The following is a 21,851-nucleotide window of genomic DNA, read 5'->3' on the forward strand; positions in this document are numbered from 1 at the left end:
GCTTCCCCGACCTTTCCGCCGTTACTGAAAATCCCTTACAGCGCCGCCAATACCGCGTCGCCCATTTCCCGCGTGCCCACCTTCGTCGTGCCCGGCTCGTAGATGTCGCCGGTGCGCAGCCCCTGGGCCAGCACCTTCTTCACCGCCGTCTCGATACGCGCCGCAGCCTCTTCCTGATCGAAGGTGTAACGCAGCATCATCGCCGCCGACAGGATGGTGGCCAGCGGGTTGGCCACGCCCTTGCCGGCGATGTCCGGCGCCGACCCATGGGACGGCTCGTACAGGCCCTTGTTGTTCGCATCCAGCGAGGCCGACGGCAGCATGCCGATGGAGCCGGTAAGCATGGAGGCCTCGTCCGACAGGATGTCGCCAAACATATTGCCGGTGACCATCACGTCGAACTGCTTGGGCGCACGCACCAACTGCATCGCGGCGTTGTCCACCAGCATGTGCGACAGCTCCACCTCCGGATAGTCCTTGCCCATCTCGTCGGCGATGTCGCGCCACAACTGGGTGGTTTCCAGCACGTTCATCTTGTCCACCGAGCACAGCTTCCTGCCGCGCTTCATCGCCGCCTCGAACGCCACCTTGAGGATGCGGCGGATTTCGTATTCGGCGTAGATCATGGTGTTCCAGCCCACCCGCTGCTGTCTGCCCTCGACCTCGCGCATTTCGATGCCGCGCGGCTGGCCGAAGTAGATGTCGCCGGTCAGCTCGCGCACGATCAGGATGTCCAGCCCGGACACCACTTCCGCTTTCAGCGTGGAGGCGTTGGCCAGCTCCGGGTAGAGGATGGCCGGACGCAGATTGGCGAACAGGCTGAGGTCCTTGCGGATGCCGAGCAGGCCGCGCTCCGGGCGCTGCTCACGCGGCAGCGTATCCCACTTCGGACCGCCGACCGCGCCAAGTAGTACCGCATCGGCCGCGCGGGCGAGTTTCTGGGTGGCTTCCGGGTAGGGCACGCCGGTGGCGTCCACCGCCGCACCGCCCAGCTGCGCTTCCTCCAGCTCCAGCTTCAGGTCCAGCGCCTTCAACACCCGCACCGCTTCCGCGGTGATCTCGGGACCGATGCCGTCGCCCGGCAACACGCAAATCTTCATTCCGTCGTCTCTCCTCGTGGCCCGGCCCCAGCGGCTCAGGCGAAGTAATAGGGATGCTCGGCGCGGCGCCGCTCCTCAAAGGCCTTGATCTTGTCCGCGTGACGCAGGGTGAGACCGATGTCGTCCCAGCCGTTGATAAGGCATTCCTTGCGGAAAGGGTCGATGTCGAAATGGACCGCGTGGCCATCCGGACGCTTCACCAGCTGCGTCGGCAGGTCGATCTCGATGGTGTAACCCGGCGAATGCTCGACCAGCCCGAACAGGGCATCGACCTCTGCCTTGGGCAGCACGATGGGCACCACGCCGTTCTTGAAACAGTTGTTGAAGAAGATGTCGGCGAAAGACTCCGCGATGAGGGCGCGGAAGCCGTAGTCCAGCAGCGCCCAGGGCGCGTGCTCGCGGCTGGAGCCGCAGCCGAAGTTGGCGCGGGTGAGCAGCACCGAGGCGCCCTGGTAGCGCGGCTGGTTCAGCACAAAGTTGGGATTCAGCGGGCGCTGGCTGTTGTCCATGCCTGGCTCGCCACGGTCCATGTAGCGCCACTCATCGAAGGCGTTGGGGCCGAAGCCTGAACGCTTGATGGACTTCAGGAACTGCTTCGGGATGATGGCGTCGGTATCGACGTTGTTACGGTCAAGCGGCGCCACCAGGCCGTTGAGGGTGATGAATTTCTGCATGTCGGTCTCCCTCAGAGGATGTCGCGCACGTCGGCGAAATGACCGGCGATGGCCGCCGCCGCCGCCATTGCCGGGCTGACGAGGTGGGTGCGGCCACCCGCGCCCTGGCGCCCTTCGAAGTTGCGGTTGGAGGTGGAAGCGCAGCGCTCGCCTGGCTCCAAGCGGTCGGCGTTCATTGCCAGGCACATCGAACAGCCCGGCTCACGCCATTCGAAACCGGCGGCGACAAAGATCTTGTCCAGCCCTTCCTGTTCCGCCTGGCGCTTCACCAGACCAGAACCCGGCACCACCAGCACCTGGCGCACGTTGTCCGCCTTGCGCCGGCCGCGGGCGATCACCGCCGCCTGACGCAGATCCTCGATGCGGGAGTTGGTGCAGGAGCCGATGAACACCTTGTCGATCTTGATGCTGGTCACCGGCAAGTTGGGCGTGAGACCCATGTAGTGCAGCGCCCGCTCCATGCCCTCGCGGCGCACCGGATCGCTTTCCTTGGCCGGGTCCGGCACGGTGGCGCCCACCGGCACCACCATTTCGGGCGAGGTGCCCCAGGTGACCTGCGGTTGGATGTCCTCGCCGCGCAGGACGACGACCTGGTCAAAACGCGCGCCTTCGTCCGAATGCAGGGTGCGCCAGTAGGCCACCGCCCGCTCCCAGTCATCGCCGCGCGGCGAGAAGGGTCGGCCCTTGAGGTAATCGATGGTGACCTGGTCCACCGCGACGAAACCCATGCGCGCGCCGGCTTCGATTGCCATGTTGCAGACGGTCATGCGGCCTTCCATGGATAGGCTGCGCATCACTTCGCCGCCGAATTCGATGGCGTAGCCGGTACCGCCAGCGGTGCCGATGCGGCCGATGATGGCCAGCGCCACGTCCTTGGCGGTCACGCCCTTGCCCAGCTTGCCATCCACTCGCACCAGCATGGTCTTGGAGCGCTTCTGGATCAGGCACTGGGTGGCCATCACATGCTCCACCTCGGAGGTGCCGATGCCGTGCGCCAGACAGGCGAAAGCGCCATGGGTGGAGGTGTGGGAGTCGCCACAGACCACGGTCATGCCTGGCAGCGTGGCGCCGTTTTCCGGCCCGATCACGTGGACGATGCCCTGGCGCTCGTTCTTGAACGGGAAATAGGCCAGCGCCCCCACTTCACGGATGTTGTTGTCCAGGGTCTCGACCTGCTGGCGCGATACCGGATCCTGGATGCCCTGCTCCCAGTGGTCGGTCGGCGTATTGTGGTCGGCGGTGGCGACGATGGACGACACGCGCCACGGCTTGCGGCCGGCCAGCTTCAGGCCCTCGAAGGCCTGCGGGCTGGTAACCTCGTGCACGAGGTGACGATCGATGTAGATCAGCGCCGTGCCGTCCGCCTCCTGGTGGACCACATGACTCGACCACAGCTTCTCGTACAGCGTTTGGGCTTCCATGCTCTGCATTCCGCGCAAAGAAAAGTCGTTGATTATTTCACAGGACCGAGCTAGCGGATAGACGCCGCCCGCCCGCCATTCCCGCGCCGGCACTCAGCTTCGGCTGGCCCGAGCCTGTTCGTAGAGCGGCATCACCCGGGCCGCGTAGTCGCTCAGATCCTTCTGCCGGTCGGCGTGCGACGGGTGGGTGGAGAGCCACTGCGGCGGCGCGCCGGAGGACTGCGACGCCATCTTGTTCCACAGCGTGACCGCCGCGCGCGGATCGTAGCCGGCACGCGCCGCCAGCTCGACGCCCATGCGGTCCGCCTCGGTCTCATGCAGGCGGGAGTTGGGCAGTTCGAAGGTCACCTTGGCCACCTGCCCCATCAGGTCCTGCCCACCCTGGCCGACCCCCAACAACGCGCCGGCAACCGAAATGCCCAACCCGGTGGCCACCGACTTGGAGATGCGCTCGCGGGCATGCTCGCGCAGGGCGTGGGCGATTTCGTGGCCCATCACCGCAGCGATCTCGTCGTCGCTCAGCTTCAGCTTGTCGATCAGGCCGGAGTAGAAGGCGATCTTGCCGCCAGCCATGCACCAGGCGTTAAGCTCGTCCGAGCTCAGCACATTGACCTCCCACTTCCACGAGGCCGCATCCGGGCGGAACACCGTGGTCTGCGGGATCAGCCGGTCGGCGATGCGGCGCACCCGCTGCACCTGGGCCGCATCCCGGTTCAGCGCATTTTTCTTGCGGGCCTCGGCCAGCACCTCCTGATATTGCTTGCTGGAGGCCTGCTCAACCTCCTGCGAGGAAACCATCATCATCTGGCTGCGCTCTATGCCCACCGCACCGCCATGGGTGGTCTGCACCGTCTGGCAGGCGACCGCCAGGATCAGGGCCAGGGCACCAGGCACCAGGGCCTTGCCGATTCTTCTCATACCGTTCTCTCCTCGTTCAGGGATGCTTCTTCTCCGTTCGCGGCTGCTCGCCAGCCGATCAGGAGCCAGGCCAGGCCGGCCGCCGCGAACGCCGAACCCAGGGTAAAAGTCCAGGCGGAACCGATGGTGTCCCAGGTGTAGCCGCTGATCAACCCGCCCAACATGCCGCCAGCGCCGAAGGACAAGCTGCCGTACAGCGCCTGCCCGCGCGCCTGCAGGCGGCCGGGAAACCAGCGGTTCACCGCGGCAATCGAGGCCGCATGGTGGGCGCCGAAGGTGACGCCGTGCAGCAGCTGCGCGAAGGCCAGCAGCGCCAGACTGGCGACGCCCCAGCCGGTGAGCGCGAAACGCAGGGTGGCGCAGGCGAACGCCACAATCAGGATGTCGCGCAGCGCGAAGCGCTTCAGCAGCCGCGGCATGCGCAGGAACACCAGGATTTCCGCCACCACGCCCAGCGCCCACAGCGCCCCAACTACCCGCTTGTCGTAGCCATTCTCCACCAGCAGGATGGAGAAGAAGACGTAAAAGGCCCCATGCGCCGCCGCCATAAGAAAACAAGCCCCCAGCAGCGCCTGCACCTCGGCGCGTCGCAGGGTATCGCCGAACCCCAAGACCGCCCTGCCCTGCGGCGGGCGGTAAGCCTCAGGCACCAGCAGCGCGGACAGCAGGATGCCGACGAGCACTGCCGCAATCCCCCACAGCACTGCGGAGATGGGCAAGAAATCCAGCAGCCAGCCCAGGCCGATCACTGCGGCGATGAAGCCCACCGAGCCCCAGGCGCGGATGCGGCCATATTGGTGTCCGTGCCCGCCAAGGTGGGCGAAGGTGACGCCCTCGATCAGCGGCAACGCCGCACTCCAGAAGAAGGCCATCAAGGCCATGCCGGCGAAGATGCCATCGAAGCGGACGGTGAAGAAGAAGATGGAGAAGCCGATCAGGCTCATCAGCGCGGACAGGCGCACGATCTGCACCCTCACGCCCAGATGCTCGGCCAGCCAGCCCCGCATATTGGGCGCCAGCACCCGCATCACCTGCATCAGCGACATCAATAGCCCGATCTCGGCGGCCGAGAAGCTCAGCGACTTCAGGTAAAGCGTGAAGTACGGCGAAAAGGCGCCGATGAAGGCGAAATAGAAGAAGTAATAAGCCGACAGGCGCCAGTACGGAAGCATCGCTCAGCTGGGGCGCGAGGGCCCCGCCCGCACTCCGTCCCGGATCAACTGCCGCGCGGCGCCGGCACCGGCTGCACGCCACCCGGCGCCAGCCCGGGGATGCGAGGCGTCGCAGTCTGCACGTCGCCGCACTGGGCGCGATGGCGCAGCGCATGGTCGATCAGCACCAGCGCCAGCATGGCCTCGGCAATCGGCGTCGCGCGGATGCCGACGCAGGGGTCGTGGCGACCGTGAGTATTGACGATGGTGGCCGCGCCGCTGCGGTCTATGGAGCGGCGATCCAGGCGGATGCTGGAGGTGGGCTTGATCGCCATGCTGACGAGGATGTCCTGGCCGGACGAAATGCCGCCCAGCACGCCGCCAGCGTTGTTGGACAGGAAGCCCTCGGGCGTCATTTCATCACCATGCTGGGTACCAAGCTGCGCCACCGACTCGAAGCCGGCGCCGATTTCAACGCCCTTCACCGCATTGATGCTCATCATCGCGTAGGCGATGTCCGCATCCAGACGGTCGAAAACCGGCTCGCCCCAGCCGACCGGCACGCCGCTGGCGACGACGTTGATGCGCGCACCGACCGAATCGCCGGACTTGCGCAATTCATCCATGTACCGTTCCAGCTCATCCACCATGCCGGCGTTCGGCGCAAAGAAGGGGTTGTTGCCGACTTCGTCCCAGGACTGGAAGGGGATCGGCAGCGGGCCGAGCTGCGCCATGTAGCCGCGCACCACCACGCCGTAGCGCTCCGCCAACCACTTCTTTGCGATGGCGCCGGCAGCCACCCGCACAGCGGTCTCTCGCGCGGAGGAACGGCCGCCGCCGCGGTAATCGCGTACGCCGTACTTCTGCCAGTACGGGTAGTCGGCATGGCCGGGGCGGAAGGTGTCGGCGATGTTGCCGTAGTCCTTGGAGCGCTGGTCCTGGTTACGGATGAGCAGCGCGATCGGGGTGCCGGTGGTCACGCCTTCGAACACGCCGGAGAGGATCTCCACCTCGTCCGGCTCGCGGCGCTGGGTGACGTGCCGCGAAGTGCCCGGCTTGCGCCTGTCCAGCTCGGCCTGGATGTCCGCCGCAGTCAACGCCAACCCCGGCGGGCAACCATCCACGACGCAGCCGATGGCCGGGCCATGGGACTCGCCGAAGGAGGTGACGCGGAACAAGGTGCCTAGGGTATTGCCGGACATAGGAAAGCTCGTCGAAAAGCACAGGAAACGGTGGCGCCCGGCGGGAAAACCAGGCGGGCAAGGCGCCGGAGTCTAGCACAGCGCCCTACCCGCCTTTCCCGCCTCGAGCGCCGGGCTAGGGCGGTCAGTGGAAGAAGTCTTCCAGCCGCTCGAACACTTCGTGGCCGGCACCATGCGGGCGCACCGCCAGCACGTCCTCCAGCTTTTCCACCTGGCGCATCATCTGCTCCAGCCGCTGATCCTCGAACACCAGCAGCCAGATGCGGCTACGGCGCCCGTCGGCCACCGGCATGCACAGAATGCCCTCGACGTTGAACGCTCGACGGGCGAAAAGATTGCAGATGTGGCTCATCACGCCGGGGTGGTTGTTCACCTCCAACTCCAGCACCACCTTGGCGTAACCCTGCTGCGGCAACGGGTCGGCAACTTGTTCGATCATGTTCTCAGCCTCCGATCATTTCGGTATTGGCGGCACCCGGCGGCACCATGGGATAGACGAACTGCTCGCGGTCTATCGAGGCGTGGATCAGGCAGGGCCCCGGCGTGTTGAGCGCCTGCGCCAACGCTGCTCGCGGGTCGCTCTCACCGTCGAGGTCAAGCGCCTTGATTCCGAAGCCCTCCGCGATGCGCACGAAATCCGGCGCGCCACGGTACTTGGAGGCAAATACCCGCTTGCCGTAGAACAGGTTCTGCTGCTGGTACACCAGGCCGAGCGAGTTGTTGTTCATCAACACGATCTTCACGTTCAGGCCTTCTTCGGCCAGCGTCGCCAGTTCCTGGATGTTCATCATCAGGCTGCCGTCGCCGGAGAAGCACACCACGGTGCGGTCCGGCTCGGCCATCGCCGCTCCCATCGCCGCCGGCATGCCGAAGCCCATGGTGCCGAGGCCGCCGGAGGTGAACCACTGGCGAGCACGGCGGAAGGGGTAGGCCTGCGCCACCCACATCTGGTGCTGGCCAACGTCGGTGGTGACCACCGCCTCGTCATCCAGTGCAGCGGCCACCGCGTGGATCAGGCCGTAATGGGTGCGCGGATCATCCTGGCCGGGCAACTGCAGCGGGAAGCGGCTCTTGAGGCTGTCCACGTGGGAGAGCCAGCGCTTGCGCAGCGTGACCTTCACCTGCGGCAGCAGCGCTTCCAGCGCGACGGTGACGTCCGCATGAATGGCGACATGGGCGTTCTTCACCTTGTGCAGTTCGGAACGGTCCACATCGATATGGACGATCTTGGCCTTGGGACAGAACTGCGCCGCCTTGCCCACCGCGCGGTCATCGAAACGGGCGCCGACACAGACCACCAGGTCCGCCTCTTCGAGCACGAAGTTGGTGTAGCGCGCGCCATGCATGCCCAGCATGCCTATGGACAGCGGATGGTCCATCGGCATGGTGCCCAGCGCCATCAGCGTCATCGTCGTCGGCATGCTGGCCTGCTCGGCCAGCGTCACCGCCAGCGCCGCCGCACCGGAATGCACCACGCCGCCGCCGAGATAGAGCACCGGTTGCTCGGCCTCGTTGATCATCTGCGCCGCCTGCGCCAGCAGTCCCTGGTCCAGCGGCGGCAACGCCTCCGGCTCAGCGGGCGGCGGCAGCTCGGCCACCTCGATCAGCTGGCTCTGGACGTCCTTGGGCACATCCACCAGCACCGGGCCGGGCCGGCCGGACATCGCGATGCGGAAGGCTGCCGGAATCACCTCCAGCAGTTCCTGGGCGGAGCGGACGAGGAAGTTGTGCTTGGTGATCGGCACCGTCATACCGTAGATGTCCACTTCCTGGAAAGCGTCCGTTCCTATCATGGATAGCGGCACCTGACCGGTGATGGCCACGAGCGGGATGGAATCCAGCCGGGCGTCGGCAATAGCCGTCACCAGATTGGTCGCCCCCGGCCCGCTGGACGCGAAGCACACCTCCGGACGCCCGGAGACCCGCGCCATCCCCTGCGCCATGAAACCGGCACCCTGCTCATGGCGAGCCAGAACGTGACGGATGATGGTGCTGCCGGACAGCGCATCGTAAAGAGGCAAGATCGCGCCTCCCGGTATTCCGGCAATCGTGCGCACGCCCTGGCGCTCGAGGAGGCGCACAATCAATTGCGCACCGGTCATTTTTTCCATTGTTTTCTCCTGGCAAGCATGTCCGACTAACCAGACCGGGGGGCTTAAAAGACGAAACCCCCGCCGGCCTTGCGCGCCGGCGGGGGTTTGGATTCGGTGAAACCGCTTTTTTCCTGACCCTGCTACGACGCGCGACCGCCTACGCCTACTACTACGCGTACGGACAGGACTACAGCGAGGGTGGAAGCGAAACGGGTCATATTGCGGAAAATGCGATTAGCGTCCGGAATGAGAACATGAAGCGCCCATGGCACACAAGCACTTTCTGGGTCAGGGTTTACTCTAGTGCGACCGCGCTCTGCTCCTCGTCCCTGAGCGCCCGCCGGAGAATCTTGCCAACATTGGTCTTTGGCAATGCATCGCGAAACTCCACCTTGTGCGGCACCTTGTAGCCAGTCAGATTCTTCCGGCAGTATGCGATCAGCGCCTCCTCGGTCAGGCCAGGATCTTTCCTTACGACGAAAGCCTTCACCGCCTCACCGCTGCGTTCGTCCGGCACTCCGACCGCCGCCACCTCCATCACTCCGGGATGGCTGGCGATAACATCCTCGACCTCATTGGGATACACGTTGAAGCCGGAGACCAGAATCATGTCTTTCTTGCGATCAACGAGACGGATAAATCCGCGCTCGTCGATGACGGCGATGTCGCCGGTGCGCAGATAGCCGTCGTGGGTGAAGGCTCGCTTGGTGTCCTCCGGGCGGTTCCAGTAGCCGCGCGTCACCTGCGGCCCCCGCACGCACAACTCTCCGCGCGAACCTACGGGTTGCTCGACGCCATCGTCATCCCGGATGCTGATCTCCGTGGAAGACACCGGCAAACCGATCGCATGGTTGAACTCCGGCAGATCCAGCGGGTTTATCGTCACCGCCGGCGAGGTCTCTGTCAGTCCGTATGCCTCGACCAAGGGCTTGCCGGTCGCCTTGCGCCATTTCTCCGCCACCGCCTGCTGTACCGCCATACCACCTCCCAGGGAGATCTGCAGCGCAGAAAAATCCAGTTTTGCAAACTCGGGATTGTTCAGCAGAGCATTGAACAGAGTATTCACCCCCGTAATCGCGGTAAACCGATACTTGCCCAACTCCTTGATGAAGCCAGGAATATCACGCGGATTGGTGATGAGTACATTGCTGGCACCGATCTTGAAGAAGGTGAGGCAATTAGCCGTCAGCGAGAAGATGTGATAGAGCGGCAGCGCGGTGATGATCACCTCCTCACCATCTCGTAGAAAAGGGCGTATCCAGGCATGCGCCTGCTGCAGGTTGGCGATGATGTTGCCATGACTGAGGATTGCCCCCTTGGCCACGCCCGTCGTGCCGCCGGTGTATTGCAGGTAGGCGATATCGTCGTGGTCTATTTCAACCGCCTGAAGGGCATGCCTGCTTCCGCGCTTCAATGCATTCGAGAAACTAATCGCGCCCGCCAATTCCCAGGCGGGAACCAGTTTCTTTACCCGGCGGACGACGAGGTTCACCAACGCACCCTTAACCGTCCCGAGCATCTCACCCAGGCTGGTGACCACCACATGCTTCAGCGGCAAGTTTGGGAGCACGATCTGGAGAGTATGAGCGAAGTTCTCGAGGATCACGATGACCTCGGCCCCCGAGTCCCGCAACTGGTGCTCCAGCTCTCTCGCCGTGTAAAGGGGATTGACATTGACGACGGTGTAGCCCGCCCGCAATGCGCCGAACATGGCAATCGGATACTGCAGCACGTTGGGCATCATCAACGCCACCCGCGTGCCTTTAGGCAGTCTCAGCTCGCTCTGCAGGAAGGCAGCGAACCGGGCTGACAAGGAATCCAGCTCCGAATAGCTGATCCCCTTGTCCATGCAGATGTATGCGGTACGCCCGCCAAAGCTGCGTACGCTGCGCTCAAACAAGTCACCGATGGAACGGAACTCGTTGAGGTCGATTTCTGCTGGAATGCCTGCCGGATAGCTTTGCAGCCAGATCTTTTCCATCGTGCCTCCTCCATGGGTTGGAAACCTGCCAGGACAGCTAGCGCTGTCCTGGCTCCGCCCTCCCGAGGCGTCGGGGCGATTTGCACCGCCCGGTTCCAACCGTAGCTGCCACCCATCTGCCGTGGGCGTTCAACTGCATCTCCGCAGCGGCCCCGGCAGGCCGTGCGTGGGGTCTCCTCCCCCGTTGCTCAGGCCCGTTCGCTTTCCTCTTCGGGCCAGTTGCGTATGTAGTTCTTCAACATCCGGTTCTCGAAACTCTGCTCTTCCAGAACCGCCTTGGCCACGTCGTGGAAGCTAACTACGCCAAGCAGGGTGTGACCGTCCATCACCGGAAGATAGCGCTGACGCTTATCGACCATGAGACGACGCAACTCATCCATCTCCATATTGGGAGCTGCGCTCAGCGGAGCCTTGAGCATTGCACTGGCAATCTCCGCGTCCCCCCAAGCGGACCCGTTGTCATGGACCGCTTTTAGCACCTCGCGGAATGTGAGCATGCCGACCATCTGACCATGATCGAAGACGACCAGCGAGCCAACGTCCTGCTCAGTCATGATCGCGACCGCTTCGGTGAGCGTTCTGTTGGGTGCAATCGTGTAGAGCACCTTGCCCTTGATCGCGAGGATCTCGCTCACGAGCATGTCTATCCCCTTGTTTACCGATATGTCTGGAGGTGATGCGCCATGTTAGTGCAAGGTACTTGAGGCGCAAAGTAAGGGCTTACCCGCTCAGCGCTTCAGTTGATCCAGCTTGCCTTTGATCTTGGCCCACTCCTCCGCATCTGGCAGCGGCTCCTTGCGCTCGACGATAGGCTTCCACTGCCGCGCCAACTCCGCATTCAGCGCGATGTACTCCTCCTGCCCGGGAGGAACATCATCCTCCGCGTAGATCGCTTCGACCGGGCACTCCGCGACACAAAGCGTGCAGTCAATGCACTCCTCCGGGTCAATCACGAGGAAATTCTCCCCCTCGCGAAAACAGTCCACCGGGCATACATCCACGCAGTCGGTGTACTTGCAACGGATACAGGATTCGGTCACTACATAGGCCATCTAGTCATACTCCAGGAGAAACGAACCGCGCACGGAAACTTGTGCACAAGCGAGATTGCCGACAATATAGTCCAGTGATTTGCATTTTCGCCACGCATCCGCCAGAGATTTTCTTGACGCGCGGGCCGCCATAGCATAACGTCCCAAAAACTTCCCTCGGGGCAGCTTCATCCAGCCCCCGCCGGGCCACCTCTGGCCCACCCCCCGAATCAAAGACGAAAAACCTTCACCCTGATGTGAGGAACCATGAGCGAGCATATCCATTACGTGACTGATGGCAGCTTCGAATCCGAAGTGCTGCAGTCGCAAACGCCCGTCCTTGTCGATTATTGGGCCGAATGGTGCGGTCCCTGCAAGATGATCGCCCCCATTCTGGACGACATTGCCAAGGATTACGCCGGCAAGCTGAAGGTCGCCAAGCTCAACATCGACGAAAACCAAGAAACCCCCTCCAAGTATGGTATCCGCGGCATTCCAACCCTAATGCTTTTCAAGGGTGGCAACGTCGAGGCAACCAAGGTGGGAGCCCTGTCCAAATCTCAACTGACCGCCTTCATTGACAGCAACATCTAAGCCGGAATCGACTCCGGCCCGTTCTCGCGGTGCATCGCGCACTCGCCGCCGGGGCACCCGGCAGCACCGCGACGGTAATCCCCCCCAAGGCAACGCTTCCGAAAACGACCTGTTCGATGCGGACATGGCGCTTGAGGAAGGCTCATCCACGTCCGCCGAATCGACTGCCGCCGCGGCGATGCACCTTTCCGAGCTGAAGTCGCTGCACGTCAGCCAGCTCTTGGAAATGGCCATCGCCAACGAAGTCGAGGGTGCGAACCGTTTGCGCAAGCAGGAGTTGGTTTTCGCCCTACTGAAGAATCGGGCCAAGAAGGGCGAGCCGATTTATGGAGACGGTGCCCTGGAAGTGCTGCCGGATGGCTTCGGCTTCCTGCGCTCCCCAGACACTTCCTATCTTGCCGGCACCGACGACATTTACGTCTCGCCGTCGCAGATCCGGCGCTTCAATCTGCACACCGGCGATACGATTGAAGGCGAGATCCGCACCCCCAAGGATGGGGAGCGCTATTTCGCCCTCGTGAAACTCGACAAGATCAATGGCCGCCCTCCTGAAGAGTGCAAGCACAAGATCCTGTTTGAGAACCTCACACCGCTGCATCCTCAGGAATGTCTGAAGCTGGAGCGCGACATCCGTGGTGAAGAGAACGTCACCAGCCGGATCATCGACATGATCGCGCCTATCGGCAAAGGGCAGCGCGGCCTGCTTGTTGCCCCACCCAAGAGCGGCAAAACGGTGATGCTGCAGCACATCGCGCACTCCATCACGGCCAACCATCCCGATGTGGTGGTGATCGTGCTGCTGATCGACGAGCGCCCAGAGGAAGTAACCGAGATGCAGCGTTCGGTGAAGGGTGAGGTCGTTGCCTCCACCTTCGACGAGCCCGCATCACGCCACGTCCAGGTTGCCGAGATGGTGATCGAGAAGGCCAAGCGTCTGACCGAGCACAAGAAGGATGTCGTCATTCTGCTCGACTCCCTCACCCGGCTGGCCCGCGCCTACAACACCGTGGTTCCGGCCTCCGGCAAGGTGCTTACCGGCGGCGTAGACGCCAATGCCCTGCAGAAGCCCAAACGATTCTTCGGCGCGGCGCGGAATATCGAGGAAGGCGGCTCGCTGACCATCATCGCCACTGCGCTGATTGATACCGGCAGCCGGATGGATGACGTCATCTACGAGGAATTCAAGGGCACCGGCAACATGGAGCTCCATCTCGATAGACGCATGGCGGAAAAGCGGGTCTATCCCGCAATCAACGTGAATCGCTCCGGCACACGACGCGAAGAACTGCTGATGAAGCCGGACATCCTGCAAAAAGTCTGGATACTCCGAAAGCTCCTATACGGTATGGACGATATCGACGCGATGGAATTCCTGCTCGACAAGATCAAGGCAACCAAAGGAAACGCGGAGTTCTTCGACGCAATGCGTAGAGGCTGATAGCAGCGTAAATAAAAATGCCACCCATGGGTGGCGTTTTTATTTGGCGGAACTTGGCGAAACCGAACTCCGCACTTAGCTGTAATCGAAAAAGCCTTTTCCTGCCTTACGCCCCAGATAACCGGCCTCGACCATCTCCACGAGCAGCGGCGCCGGGCGGTACTTGGGATCCTTGAAGCCTTCAAAAAGCACCTGCATTACCGCCAACTCAACATCCAGTCCAATCAAATCACAAAGCGCAAGCGGCCCGATCGGATGATTGCAGCCCAACTTCATCGCTTCGTCGATTTCCGCAGCTGTGGCCAAACCCTCACCCAAAGTGAAAATTGCCTCATTGATCATCGGGCACAGCAGGCGGTTCACCACGAAGCCCGGACTATTGCGCACCTGTACTGGCGTCTTGCCAATAGCCTTAGAGACCGTCTCAACCGCCGCGTAAGTAGCGTCGGAAGTCTGCAGTCCGCGAATGAGCTCCACCAGCGCCATCATTGGCACCGGGTTGAAGAAGTGCATACCGATAACGCTATCGGCGCGCTTCGTCGCCGCAGCAATCTTGGTAACGGAAATCGAGGAGGTATTCGTGGCGAGGATTGCGCCTGGCTTAGCAACCGCATCCAACTGCGAGAAAATCTTCAGCTTAAGATCCAGATTTTCTGTCGCAGCCTCGATTACCAGGTCACACTCGGCAATCCTACCAAGATCGGTCGCAATGGAGATCCGAGCCATAGCATCGGCCTTCTGCACCTCACTCAGCTTATCTTTCTTGATGAGTCTGTCGAGACTGCCACTGACCGTAGCAAGCCCCTTTTGAACTTGGGCCTCACTGATATCGGTCATCAGGACATCTATGCCCGAGACAGCAAACGCCTGCGCAATCCCGTTCCCCATCGTGCCTGCGCCAACCACACCGATCTTCTTGATGCTCATTGCAATAAGGTCTCCACAAATTATCAACGCCGAAGGAGCCAGACAGGAATAAGACCCATACCATGGCGTATGGTGGAAATCTATATCAAGACACCCCTCGGCGCCAGCACCTCTTCCCTTTTTGGCACTAGGCGAAAAGAGAACTTGGCAATAAGGAGAGAGCGCAGAAAAAAAGGGAGCCTTTAGGCTCCCTTTCTTAAAAATTGGCGGAGTGGACGGGACTCGAACCCGCGACCCCCGGCGTGACAGGCCGGTATTCTAACCGACTGAACTACCACTCCGCACTAACCTTGCCCGCAATCAAACTCCGGGCTTGACGCCAAAGCGCCTTTTTATTTGCGTCCCCACGGGGATTCGAACCCCGGTTATCGCCGTGAAAGGGCGGTGTCCTAGGCCTCTAGACGATGGGGACAAACTTTTAAAACCTTTTGGTGGAGGTAAGCGGGATCGAACCGCTGACCTCTTGCATGCCATGCAAGCGCTCTCCCAGCTGAGCTATACCCCCACAACGAGCCGGCGATTATAGCCTCTGTTAAAGCTTACCGCAAGCGCCTCATAAACTGCCTGAGGCTTGCAGGGCAAGATGCCCTGCGGTATTACTGGCGGAGTGGACGGGGCTCGAACCCGCGACCCCCGGCGTGACAGGCCGGTATTCTAACCAACTGAACTACCACTCCAACTTCAACCTACGCCGATCTTGCCGGCTTGGCTCTCGCTCATGCCAGAGCACTAATAATCCTGGCGTCCCCACGGGGATTCGAACCCCGGTTATCGCCGTGAAAGGGCGGTGTCCTAGGCCTCTAGACGATGGGGACCTATTTCTTTCGGCTGGTGGAGGTAAGCGGGATCGAACCGCTGACCTCTTGCATGCCATGCAAGCGCTCTCCCAGCTGAGCTATACCCCCGATCCGAAAGAGCGCGCATTATAGGGGGCGTATTTCCGAGTGTAAAGCCCTTCCTTTCATATTTCGCCTCAGTATTTTTTAAAGAACTTTTCTAGGATTCATAAGCCCAGCGGGATCCAGGGCTCGTTTCACAGCGCGCATCAGATGCATCTCCAAAGGGGCTTTATAACGCAGCACTTCCTCTCGCTTCAGTTGCCCCAGCCCATGCTCGGCCGAAATAGAGCCACCCAGATCGACAACCAGATCGTGAACAATGCGATTCACTTCGCCGGTCTTGGCGATGAATCCGTTGTTGTCTAACGTGTTCGGCTTCGACAAGTTGTAGTGCAGATTTCCATCGCCGATATGACCAAAAGCTACGATCCGGACATCAGGCCACACTTCTTTCAACCGCCGGTCCGCCTCTGCGAGAAAATGGGGGATTGCGCTTACTGGCACAGAGACATCATGCTTGATGCTGATCCCCTCTATGCGTTGAGCCTCCGAGATATTCTCCCTGAGCCCCCACAGGGCCTTCATTTGGGTAAGGCTGCGCGCGACCACCGCGTCTTCGATCAAGCCCGCCTCCACCGCAAGCCCCAACTCATTTTCCAGTAGCTCTGCGAGGCCTCCATCAGCGACCGTGTCGGATAACTCGACAAGTACTGCCCAGGCACCGTCTCCGGGAAACGGATCTCTGGCGCCGGGCATGTGGTGGAGCACCAGTTCCAAGGCACTTCGGCCGACGATTTCAAAGGCGGTAACCCTATCTCCACAAGCCCCTCGCAGCCTTGAAAGCAGTGAAACGGCCGCAGCAGGATCGGGAACCGACACCCAGGCAGTCGTGCGTTGCCTTACCGCAGGGAAAAGCTTGAGCACGGCAGCAGTAATGATGCCCAAGGTACCCTCAGCACCAATGAAGAGTTGCTTGAGGTCGTAGCCAGTGTTGTCCTTGCGCAAGCCCCGCAAGCCATTCCAGAGTTCACCATCCGGCATTACCACTTCCAGCCCAAGTGTGAGCTCCCTGGTGTTGCCGTAGCGCAGGACTTGCACGCCTCCTGCGTTGGTGGACAGGTTGCCACCGATCTCGCAACTACCTTCCGACGCGAGGGAGAGGGGAAACAGACGCCCAGCCTCCTCCGCAGCGGCCTGTATCGCAGCGAGAGTGCAACCCGCCTCCGCGCACAAGGTGTTATTGGCAGTATCGATCTGGCGGATACGGTTCAGTCGCGACAGGTTGATCACCACCGCACGACCATCGTCCAAAGGGGTCGCCCCGCCGCACAAACCGGTATTGCCGCCTTGAGGGACCATAGGTACGCCCGCACGGGCGCAGGCTCGAACGACCGCCGCAACCGCCGAAGCATCGCCCGGCCTCACGACAGCCCGGGCAGCCCCCCGGTAGCGTCCGCGCCAGTCGACGACATAGGGCTCGATTTCGTCCGGTCGGGTAAGCACATGTTCCCAGCCGACGATGTCAGCCAGACTTTGCAGCAGTGCATCCATGGCATCACTCCAGCAGGACACCCGAGCCTCGATTCACAGCCTCGGTTCTGGGTGCCCCAAAGCGTAACGCAGCAGAGGCTTGATACGGGCCACCGCCGCCTCGCCCTCGGCAATCGCCTCCGCCGCCCGGTGGTAATCCATCAGGCCCAATTGGCCTACCCGCGGCGAGATCAGCACATCTGCCGGCTCCCCGGCCAGCCGACTGCGGGCAATGCGGACCTGCATGATGTTGATGCTCGCACCCAGCACCGTGATCAGCGAGGGCAGGTTCTCAATCGCCTTGGCTTGAACACCGTTCGCGCTGAAGCCGAGCCGCGCCAGCAAACGGTCACTCCATGCAGCCTCGGTCTCTTCCTCAGGCACCGGCTCCATTTCGGCACGCCGCCAAGCACGCCCAACCATGTCGGAGCCCAAATCAACCGCGATTACGACCTCTGCTCCCATTGCCCGGCACAGGGACACCGGAACTGGATTGACCAGCCCCCCATCTACCAGCAGGCTCCCTTCATGCATTACCGGAGTCATGAGCCCAGGTAGTGCAATCGAGGCTCTCACCGCTCGTGCAACGCTGCCGCGATGGAGCCATACCTCCCGGCCGGTCGCAAGCTCGGTCGCCACGCAAGCGAAGCGGGTCTGCAGTTCGGAGAATTCGCGGTCGACAAAGTTCCGCTCGAAAAACTGGATGAGCTTGGCGCCTTTGATCAAGCCACCACGCAGGCTGACGTCCAGCAGGGAAACCACATCCTGCCACTTGAGCGCTTCAGCCCACTCCGTCAGCTTCTGCAAGTCACCCGAGGCCGCGGCCGCCCCGACGAAAGCGCCAATGGAGCAACCGCAGACAACTTGCGGGAAGATGCCCTCCACCGCCAAGGCCTTCAGCACGCCGAGATGGGCCCAGCCGCGGGCAGCACCGCTTCCCAACGCCAGACCAATCACCGGCCCGTCGGAGGAAGCCGGCGGGGCGGCAAGCGCGAGTTCCAGCACGCCACCGCCAGGCACCATGTCAGTCGGGGATCCGCTCGGCGTACAGGTCGTGCACGTCACAGTCGGTAATACGGACACGGACGAAGTCGCCAGCAGCCAGGCCTTCGCCGTCGGGAATTACAACCAGGCCGTCGATTTCCGGTGCATCGCCGGGAGTGCGCGCCAGCGCACCGTCCTCATCGACATCATCCACAAGGACCGTCATCTCGCGACCGATCTTGGCTTCAAGGCGCTGGGTAGAGATATCCTCCTGGAAGTCCATCAGACGAGCCCGCCGCTCCTCGCGGATCTCATCCGGCACAGGGTCTGCCAGTTCATTGGCCGTCGCCCCCTCTACCGGTGAATAAGCGAAGGCGCCTACTCGATCCAGCTGCGCTTCTTCCAGGAAGCTCAGCAGCATCTCGAAATCCTCCTCCGTTTCGCCCGGGAAACCGGTGATGAAGGTAGAGCGGATGGTCAGATCTGGGCAGATGCTACGCCACTTGCGCACCCGCTCCAGCACGTTCTCCGCATTAGCAGGCCGTTTCATGGCCTTGAGTACGCGCGGGCTGGCATGCTGAAAGGGCACATCGAGGTAGGGAAGGATGTGCCCTTCCGCCATCAATGGGATCAAGTCATCAACACTGGGATAGGGATAGACGTAGTGCATCCGTATCCAGATACCCAGTTCACCAAGCGCCTTCGCCAAATCCAGCAAACGAGTCTTGACCGGCTTCCCGTTCCAGAAACCGGTGCGGTACTTCATGTCCACGCCGTAGGCCGAGGTGTCCTGGGAAATCACCAGGATCTCCTTGACGCCTGAGTCCGCCAGCGCCTCGGCCTCGCGCAGCACTTCATGGATGGGCCGGCTGACGAGGTCGCCTCGCATCGACGGAATGATGCAGAAGGTGCAACGGTGATTACAGCCTTCGGAAATCTTGAGATAGGCGTAATGCTGCGGTGTCAACCGAATGCCCTGCGGCGGCACCAGGTCGGTAAAGGGGTCATGCGGCTTAGGCAGGTGCTGATGGACTGCCTGCATCACCTCGTCGGTCGCGTGCGGGCCAGTCACGGCAAGTACTTGCGGGTGGGCCGCGAGAACGACATTGTCCTTGGCACCCAGACAACCGGTGACGATGACCTTGCCGTTTTCGGCCAGTGCCTCGCCGATGGCATCCAGCGATTCCTCGACGGCCGCATCGATGAATCCACAGGTGTTGACCACGACGATGTCGGCTTCGTCGTACGAACCCGAGATGGCGTACCCTTCGGCGCGCAGTCGGGTCAGGATATGCTCTGAATCGACTGTCGCCTTCGGACAGCCCAGGGAAACAAAACCGACGCGGGGGGCGTCGGGGACTTTCAGGGTACTCATACAGCTCCGGCTCGTCGGGGATGGCGCGACTCCCCTACAAGACCATCGGGGAGCCGCCGGGCGCCTTTACTTTTCGGCGCCACTCTTGCCAGCGGGGCCCGGGGCTGGCGCCTCCTTGTCATCCTTGCCGGCAGTCTTGTTGTAGGTTGGGAATTGGAAGCCCGAGAACATGTTCCGTGTCTGGTTCTCGACCTGTTCCTGCATCTGCTGGAACATCCGCTTGGATTGTTCCACATAGGTCCCCATCATGCTCTGCAGCGCCGGCCCCTGGAAATTCATGAACTGAGCCCATAGATCCTGGCTCACTGGGCTGTTGTCGCCGTAAATGCTGCGGGCCTGCTCCTGCAGCTTGCCCTGCATGTCGGTGAAGGCCTTGATGTTGTTCTCGAGGTACTTGCCCATCATGCCCTGCATGGCGTTCCCATAGAACCGGATCATGTGAGCCAGCAGATCGCTGGTAAACATCGGGGCGCCGCCGGCCTCCTCCTCCAGGATGATCTGCAGCAGGATGCTGCGGGTGAGATCCTCGTTGGTCTTGGCATCCACCACCTGGAACTCTTCGTGGTTGAGTACGAGTTCCTTGACGTCAGCCAAGGTGATGTAGGAACTGGTGCGGGTATCGTAGAGGCGGCGGTTCGGGTACTTCTTGATCAGGCGCGCTTGATCGGCCATATCGCTTATCTCCTCGGCGGCGGTCGTCCCGCTCTTGAATGTGGGTCAATTATACCGCGCGGCGAAAACAAAAACCCCGCCAATAGACGGGGTTACGCGTATCCGCAGACAGGCGGACCACGATCAACACATGTGCAAGCCACCGTTGATGTTGATCGTGCTACCGGTGATGTAGCCCGCCATATCAGACGAAAGATAGGCGCACAGTCCCCCGATTTCTTCCGGCTTGCCGAGGCGCTTCATCGGCACGGAATCAATGATGGACTGGCGGATGTCATCACGGATGGCCATGACCATGTCAGTGCCGATATAGCCGGGAGCGATGGCATTGACCGTGACGCCCTTGGTCGCAAGTTCCTGCGCCAGCGCCTTGGTGAAGCCCAGCACGCCCGCCTTGGCGGTTGAGTAATTGGCCTGACCTGCCTGGCCCTTCACACCATTGACCGAGGAAATGTTGATGATGCGCCCCCAGCCACGCTCCGCCATCTTGGGCGAGATATGGTGGGTCACATTGAAGAGACTGTTCAGGTTGGTGTTGATCACCGCATCCCACTGACCCTTCTCCATCTTCGGGAAGAATTTGTCACGAGTGATGCCGGCGTTGTTGACCAGCACATCCACCGGGCCGATATCGGCTTCGATCTTCTCGACCATCGCCTTGCAGGACTCGTAGTCGGACACGTCACCTTCGGCCGCAGCAAAGTCGAACCCGAGCGCCTTCTGCTTTTCCAGCCAGGCGTCCTTCTCGGGGAAGCCGGGCAAACAGTTGGCAACGACCTTCATGCCATCCTTGGCCAGGGCCTGACAAATCGCGGTGCCCAGGCCGCCCATGGCGCCGGTAACGAGTGCGACTTTCTGAGTCATGTCGAATCCTTCTGCAACGGTTTTCGGAACCGGGAGCATGCGGAATGGCTTTCCCGCCAACATCCCTGCGTGCATGCGGCAACGCGTCAGCCGCTTGGCGCTGGCATTATAGTCACAATATTGGTGCGATGTTGCGACGCAATACACTAAATTGGAACGGCGCCCGCAGGTGCGAGGCGCCGCCGTTTTTGTGCCTTGATCTCCCGCCGCAGGCGGAAGCAAAGGTGACGTTAGAACATGTGCTGGCCGCCGTTGATGGAGATGTTCGCGCCCGTCACGAATGCCGCCTCTTCGGAGGACAAGTAGGCCACCAGGCCGGCGATTTCCTCCGGCTTGCCGAGACGCCCCACCGGGATCTGCGGCAGGATCTTCGAGTCAAGGATCTCCTGCGGAATCGCCGTCACCATCTTGGTGCCGATGTAGCCCGGCGAGATGGTGTTCACCGTCACCCCGCTACGTGCCACTTCCAGCGCCAGCGCCTTGGTGAAACCATGCATGCCGGCCTTGGCGGCGGAATAGTTGGTCTGACCGAAAGCACCTTTTTGGCCATTCACCGAAGAGACGTTGATCACCCGCCCCCACTTGCGCTCGACCATGCCGTCCATGACCTGCTTGGTCATGTTGAACACCGAATCCAGATTGGTGCGCATCACCGCATCCCAATCCGCCTTGGTCATCTTGCGGAAAGTCATGTCGCGCGTGATGCCGGCGTTGTTGACGAGTACTTCCACCGGCCCGACATCTTCAGTCACCTGCGCGACGCAGGCCTGCGCCGAATCGAAGTCGGCTACATCGCAGGGATAGCCTTTGAAGCCATAGCCCATGTTGTTCATGCCCTGCAACCACTCGGCCGCCTTGCTGTTGCCCGGCGAATGCGTGGTCACCACCCGGTAGCCCAAGGCTGCGAGCTTGATGCACACCGCTTCGCCCAACCCCCCCATGCCACCGGTAACGAGTGCGACTCTGGACATATTCCTTCCTCCTCTCCCGTTGTCTTCTGTTCGGGGAGGGTATCGACCATCCGGCAGCGCCCTCCCCTCCGCTGCCGCGCTGACCT

Annotated in this window: 20 protein-coding genes and 6 tRNA genes; 2 read left to right on the forward strand and 24 right to left on the reverse strand. The window is 61.8% G+C overall.

Going from position 1 to position 21,851, the window contains the following annotated elements; genetic code table 11:
- Positions 1-35: 35 nt before the first annotated feature.
- From leuB to fdxA, 11 genes are all read right to left on the reverse strand, one after another.
- The gene (leuB, locus tag C7389_RS14825; RefSeq protein WP_133592821.1) at positions 36-1,100 is read right to left on the reverse strand and encodes a 3-isopropylmalate dehydrogenase; all 1,065 of its coding nucleotides are present in this window, start codon (positions 1,098-1,100) and stop codon (positions 36-38) included.
- Positions 1,101-1,135: 35 nt separating this feature from the next.
- On the reverse strand, positions 1,136-1,774 hold the full coding sequence (leuD, locus tag C7389_RS14830; protein WP_133592823.1) for a 3-isopropylmalate dehydratase small subunit: 639 nt from the start codon (positions 1,772-1,774) through the stop codon (positions 1,136-1,138).
- Between the two features lie 11 nt (positions 1,775-1,785).
- Positions 1,786-3,195: a 3-isopropylmalate dehydratase large subunit gene (gene leuC, locus C7389_RS14835; RefSeq protein ID WP_133592825.1), complete on the reverse strand. Its 1,410-nt coding sequence runs from the start codon at positions 3,193-3,195 to the stop codon at positions 1,786-1,788.
- 93 nt (positions 3,196-3,288) lie between these two features.
- Positions 3,289-4,113, reverse strand: a complete 825-nt coding sequence (locus C7389_RS14840; protein ID WP_133592827.1) for a M48 family metallopeptidase — start codon at positions 4,111-4,113, stop codon at positions 3,289-3,291.
- Positions 4,110-5,285, reverse strand: a complete 1,176-nt coding sequence (locus C7389_RS14845) for an MFS transporter (RefSeq protein ID WP_133592829.1) — start codon at positions 5,283-5,285, stop codon at positions 4,110-4,112. Before C7389_RS14845 ends, C7389_RS14840 begins: the two co-directional genes overlap by 4 nt.
- Positions 5,286-5,329: 44 nt before the next feature.
- Positions 5,330-6,466 (reverse strand): chorismate synthase, encoded by a 1,137-nt coding sequence (gene aroC / locus C7389_RS14850; RefSeq protein WP_133592831.1) that lies wholly within the window; start codon positions 6,464-6,466, stop codon positions 5,330-5,332.
- A gap of 124 nt (positions 6,467-6,590) precedes the next feature.
- On the reverse strand, positions 6,591-6,905 hold the full coding sequence (gene ilvN, locus C7389_RS14855) for an acetolactate synthase small subunit (protein ID WP_133592833.1): 315 nt from the start codon (positions 6,903-6,905) through the stop codon (positions 6,591-6,593).
- A 4-nt stretch (positions 6,906-6,909) separates the two neighbouring features.
- Positions 6,910-8,577, reverse strand: a complete 1,668-nt coding sequence (ilvB, locus tag C7389_RS14860) for an acetolactate synthase large subunit (RefSeq protein ID WP_133592835.1) — start codon at positions 8,575-8,577, stop codon at positions 6,910-6,912.
- Positions 8,578-8,854: 277 nt separating this feature from the next.
- The gene (locus C7389_RS14865; protein WP_133592837.1) at positions 8,855-10,540 is read right to left on the reverse strand and encodes a long-chain-fatty-acid--CoA ligase; all 1,686 of its coding nucleotides are present in this window, start codon (positions 10,538-10,540) and stop codon (positions 8,855-8,857) included.
- Between the two features lie 188 nt (positions 10,541-10,728).
- The gene (locus C7389_RS14870) at positions 10,729-11,181 is read right to left on the reverse strand and encodes a CBS domain-containing protein (RefSeq protein ID WP_133592839.1); all 453 of its coding nucleotides are present in this window, start codon (positions 11,179-11,181) and stop codon (positions 10,729-10,731) included.
- Between the two features lie 87 nt (positions 11,182-11,268).
- Entirely contained in the window at positions 11,269-11,592 is a 324-nt protein-coding gene (gene fdxA, locus C7389_RS14875; RefSeq protein WP_133592841.1) for a ferredoxin FdxA, read from the reverse strand.
- Positions 11,593-11,838: 246 nt separating this feature from the next.
- Between fdxA and trxA the strand changes: the two genes are divergently transcribed.
- Positions 11,839-12,165, forward strand: coding sequence for a thioredoxin TrxA (gene trxA, locus C7389_RS14880; protein WP_133592843.1), 327 nt, complete (start codon positions 11,839-11,841; stop codon positions 12,163-12,165).
- Between the two features lie 178 nt (positions 12,166-12,343).
- A complete protein-coding gene (gene rho, locus C7389_RS14885) occupies positions 12,344-13,603 on the forward strand; it encodes a transcription termination factor Rho (protein WP_133592912.1) in 1,260 nt (419 codons plus the stop codon).
- A gap of 75 nt (positions 13,604-13,678) precedes the next feature.
- Here the strand turns inward: rho and C7389_RS14890 are convergent, their stop codons facing one another.
- The 13 genes from C7389_RS14890 to phbB (C7389_RS14950) form a co-directional block, all read right to left on the reverse strand.
- Complete coding sequence (locus C7389_RS14890) at positions 13,679-14,530, reverse strand: 3-hydroxybutyryl-CoA dehydrogenase (protein ID WP_133592845.1); 852 nt, start codon at positions 14,528-14,530, stop codon at positions 13,679-13,681.
- A 204-nt stretch (positions 14,531-14,734) separates the two neighbouring features.
- Positions 14,735-14,811: transfer RNA gene (locus C7389_RS14895), tRNA-Asp, on the reverse strand.
- Positions 14,812-14,869: 58 nt separating this feature from the next.
- Positions 14,870-14,942, reverse strand: a tRNA-Glu gene (locus tag C7389_RS14900).
- Between the two features lie 17 nt (positions 14,943-14,959).
- Positions 14,960-15,035, reverse strand: a tRNA-Ala gene (locus C7389_RS14905).
- A gap of 95 nt (positions 15,036-15,130) precedes the next feature.
- A tRNA-Asp gene (locus C7389_RS14910) sits at positions 15,131-15,207 on the reverse strand.
- A 62-nt stretch (positions 15,208-15,269) separates the two neighbouring features.
- Positions 15,270-15,345 (reverse strand) — tRNA-Glu (locus C7389_RS14915).
- Positions 15,346-15,359: 14 nt separating this feature from the next.
- Positions 15,360-15,435, reverse strand: a tRNA-Ala gene (locus C7389_RS14920).
- 78 nt (positions 15,436-15,513) lie between these two features.
- Positions 15,514-16,920 (reverse strand): FAD-binding oxidoreductase, encoded by a 1,407-nt coding sequence (locus tag C7389_RS14925; protein ID WP_133592847.1) that lies wholly within the window; start codon positions 16,918-16,920, stop codon positions 15,514-15,516.
- A gap of 33 nt (positions 16,921-16,953) precedes the next feature.
- Positions 16,954-17,922 carry a patatin-like phospholipase RssA gene (gene rssA, locus C7389_RS14930; protein ID WP_133592849.1) on the reverse strand — a complete coding sequence of 323 codons (969 nt, stop codon included), beginning with the start codon at positions 17,920-17,922 and terminating at the stop codon, positions 16,954-16,956.
- A 1-nt stretch (position 17,923) separates the two neighbouring features.
- Positions 17,924-19,258 carry a 30S ribosomal protein S12 methylthiotransferase RimO gene (gene rimO, locus C7389_RS14935; RefSeq protein ID WP_133592851.1) on the reverse strand — a complete coding sequence of 445 codons (1,335 nt, stop codon included), beginning with the start codon at positions 19,256-19,258 and terminating at the stop codon, positions 17,924-17,926.
- Between the two features lie 66 nt (positions 19,259-19,324).
- Positions 19,325-19,930, reverse strand: coding sequence for a polyhydroxyalkanoate synthesis repressor PhaR (gene phaR / locus C7389_RS14940; protein ID WP_133592854.1), 606 nt, complete (start codon positions 19,928-19,930; stop codon positions 19,325-19,327).
- Between the two features lie 123 nt (positions 19,931-20,053).
- Entirely contained in the window at positions 20,054-20,794 is a 741-nt protein-coding gene (gene phbB / locus C7389_RS14945) for a beta-ketoacyl-ACP reductase (RefSeq protein WP_133592856.1), read from the reverse strand.
- Between the two features lie 230 nt (positions 20,795-21,024).
- Positions 21,025-21,765 (reverse strand): acetoacetyl-CoA reductase, encoded by a 741-nt coding sequence (phbB, locus tag C7389_RS14950; RefSeq protein ID WP_133592858.1) that lies wholly within the window; start codon positions 21,763-21,765, stop codon positions 21,025-21,027.
- Positions 21,766-21,851 lie beyond the last annotated feature (86 nt).

The organism is Azoarcus indigens (assembly GCF_004361735.1).
GTDB lineage: Bacteria > Pseudomonadota > Gammaproteobacteria > Burkholderiales > Rhodocyclaceae > Azoarcus > Azoarcus indigens.

Coding starts and splice junctions, on each gene's coding strand:
- leuB (WP_133592821.1), bottom strand. CDS start 1,100: ATGAAGATTTGCGTGTTGCCGGGCGACGGCATCGGTCCCGAGATCACC.
- leuD (WP_133592823.1), bottom strand. CDS start 1,774: ATGCAGAAATTCATCACCCTCAACGGCCTGGTGGCGCCGCTTGACCGT.
- leuC (WP_133592825.1), bottom strand. CDS start 3,195: ATGGAAGCCCAAACGCTGTACGAGAAGCTGTGGTCGAGTCATGTGGTC.
- C7389_RS14840 (WP_133592827.1), bottom strand. CDS start 4,113: ATGAGAAGAATCGGCAAGGCCCTGGTGCCTGGTGCCCTGGCCCTGATC.
- C7389_RS14845 (WP_133592829.1), bottom strand. CDS start 5,285: ATGCTTCCGTACTGGCGCCTGTCGGCTTATTACTTCTTCTATTTCGCC.
- aroC (WP_133592831.1), bottom strand. CDS start 6,466: ATGTCCGGCAATACCCTAGGCACCTTGTTCCGCGTCACCTCCTTCGGC.
- ilvN (WP_133592833.1), bottom strand. CDS start 6,905: ATGATCGAACAAGTTGCCGACCCGTTGCCGCAGCAGGGTTACGCCAAG.
- ilvB (WP_133592835.1), bottom strand. CDS start 8,577: ATGGAAAAAATGACCGGTGCGCAATTGATTGTGCGCCTCCTCGAGCGC.
- C7389_RS14865 (WP_133592837.1), bottom strand. CDS start 10,540: ATGGAAAAGATCTGGCTGCAAAGCTATCCGGCAGGCATTCCAGCAGAA.
- C7389_RS14870 (WP_133592839.1), bottom strand. CDS start 11,181: ATGCTCGTGAGCGAGATCCTCGCGATCAAGGGCAAGGTGCTCTACACG.
- fdxA (WP_133592841.1), bottom strand. CDS start 11,592: ATGGCCTATGTAGTGACCGAATCCTGTATCCGTTGCAAGTACACCGAC.
- trxA (WP_133592843.1), top strand. CDS start 11,839: ATGAGCGAGCATATCCATTACGTGACTGATGGCAGCTTCGAATCCGAA.
- rho (WP_133592912.1), top strand. CDS start 12,344: ATGCACCTTTCCGAGCTGAAGTCGCTGCACGTCAGCCAGCTCTTGGAA.
- C7389_RS14890 (WP_133592845.1), bottom strand. CDS start 14,530: ATGAGCATCAAGAAGATCGGTGTGGTTGGCGCAGGCACGATGGGGAAC.
- C7389_RS14925 (WP_133592847.1), bottom strand. CDS start 16,920: ATGGATGCACTGCTGCAAAGTCTGGCTGACATCGTCGGCTGGGAACAT.
- rssA (WP_133592849.1), bottom strand. CDS start 17,922: ATGGTGCCTGGCGGTGGCGTGCTGGAACTCGCGCTTGCCGCCCCGCCG.
- rimO (WP_133592851.1), bottom strand. CDS start 19,258: ATGAGTACCCTGAAAGTCCCCGACGCCCCCCGCGTCGGTTTTGTTTCC.
- phaR (WP_133592854.1), bottom strand. CDS start 19,930: ATGGCCGATCAAGCGCGCCTGATCAAGAAGTACCCGAACCGCCGCCTC.
- phbB (WP_133592856.1), bottom strand. CDS start 20,794: ATGACTCAGAAAGTCGCACTCGTTACCGGCGCCATGGGCGGCCTGGGC.
- phbB (WP_133592858.1), bottom strand. CDS start 21,765: ATGTCCAGAGTCGCACTCGTTACCGGTGGCATGGGGGGGTTGGGCGAA.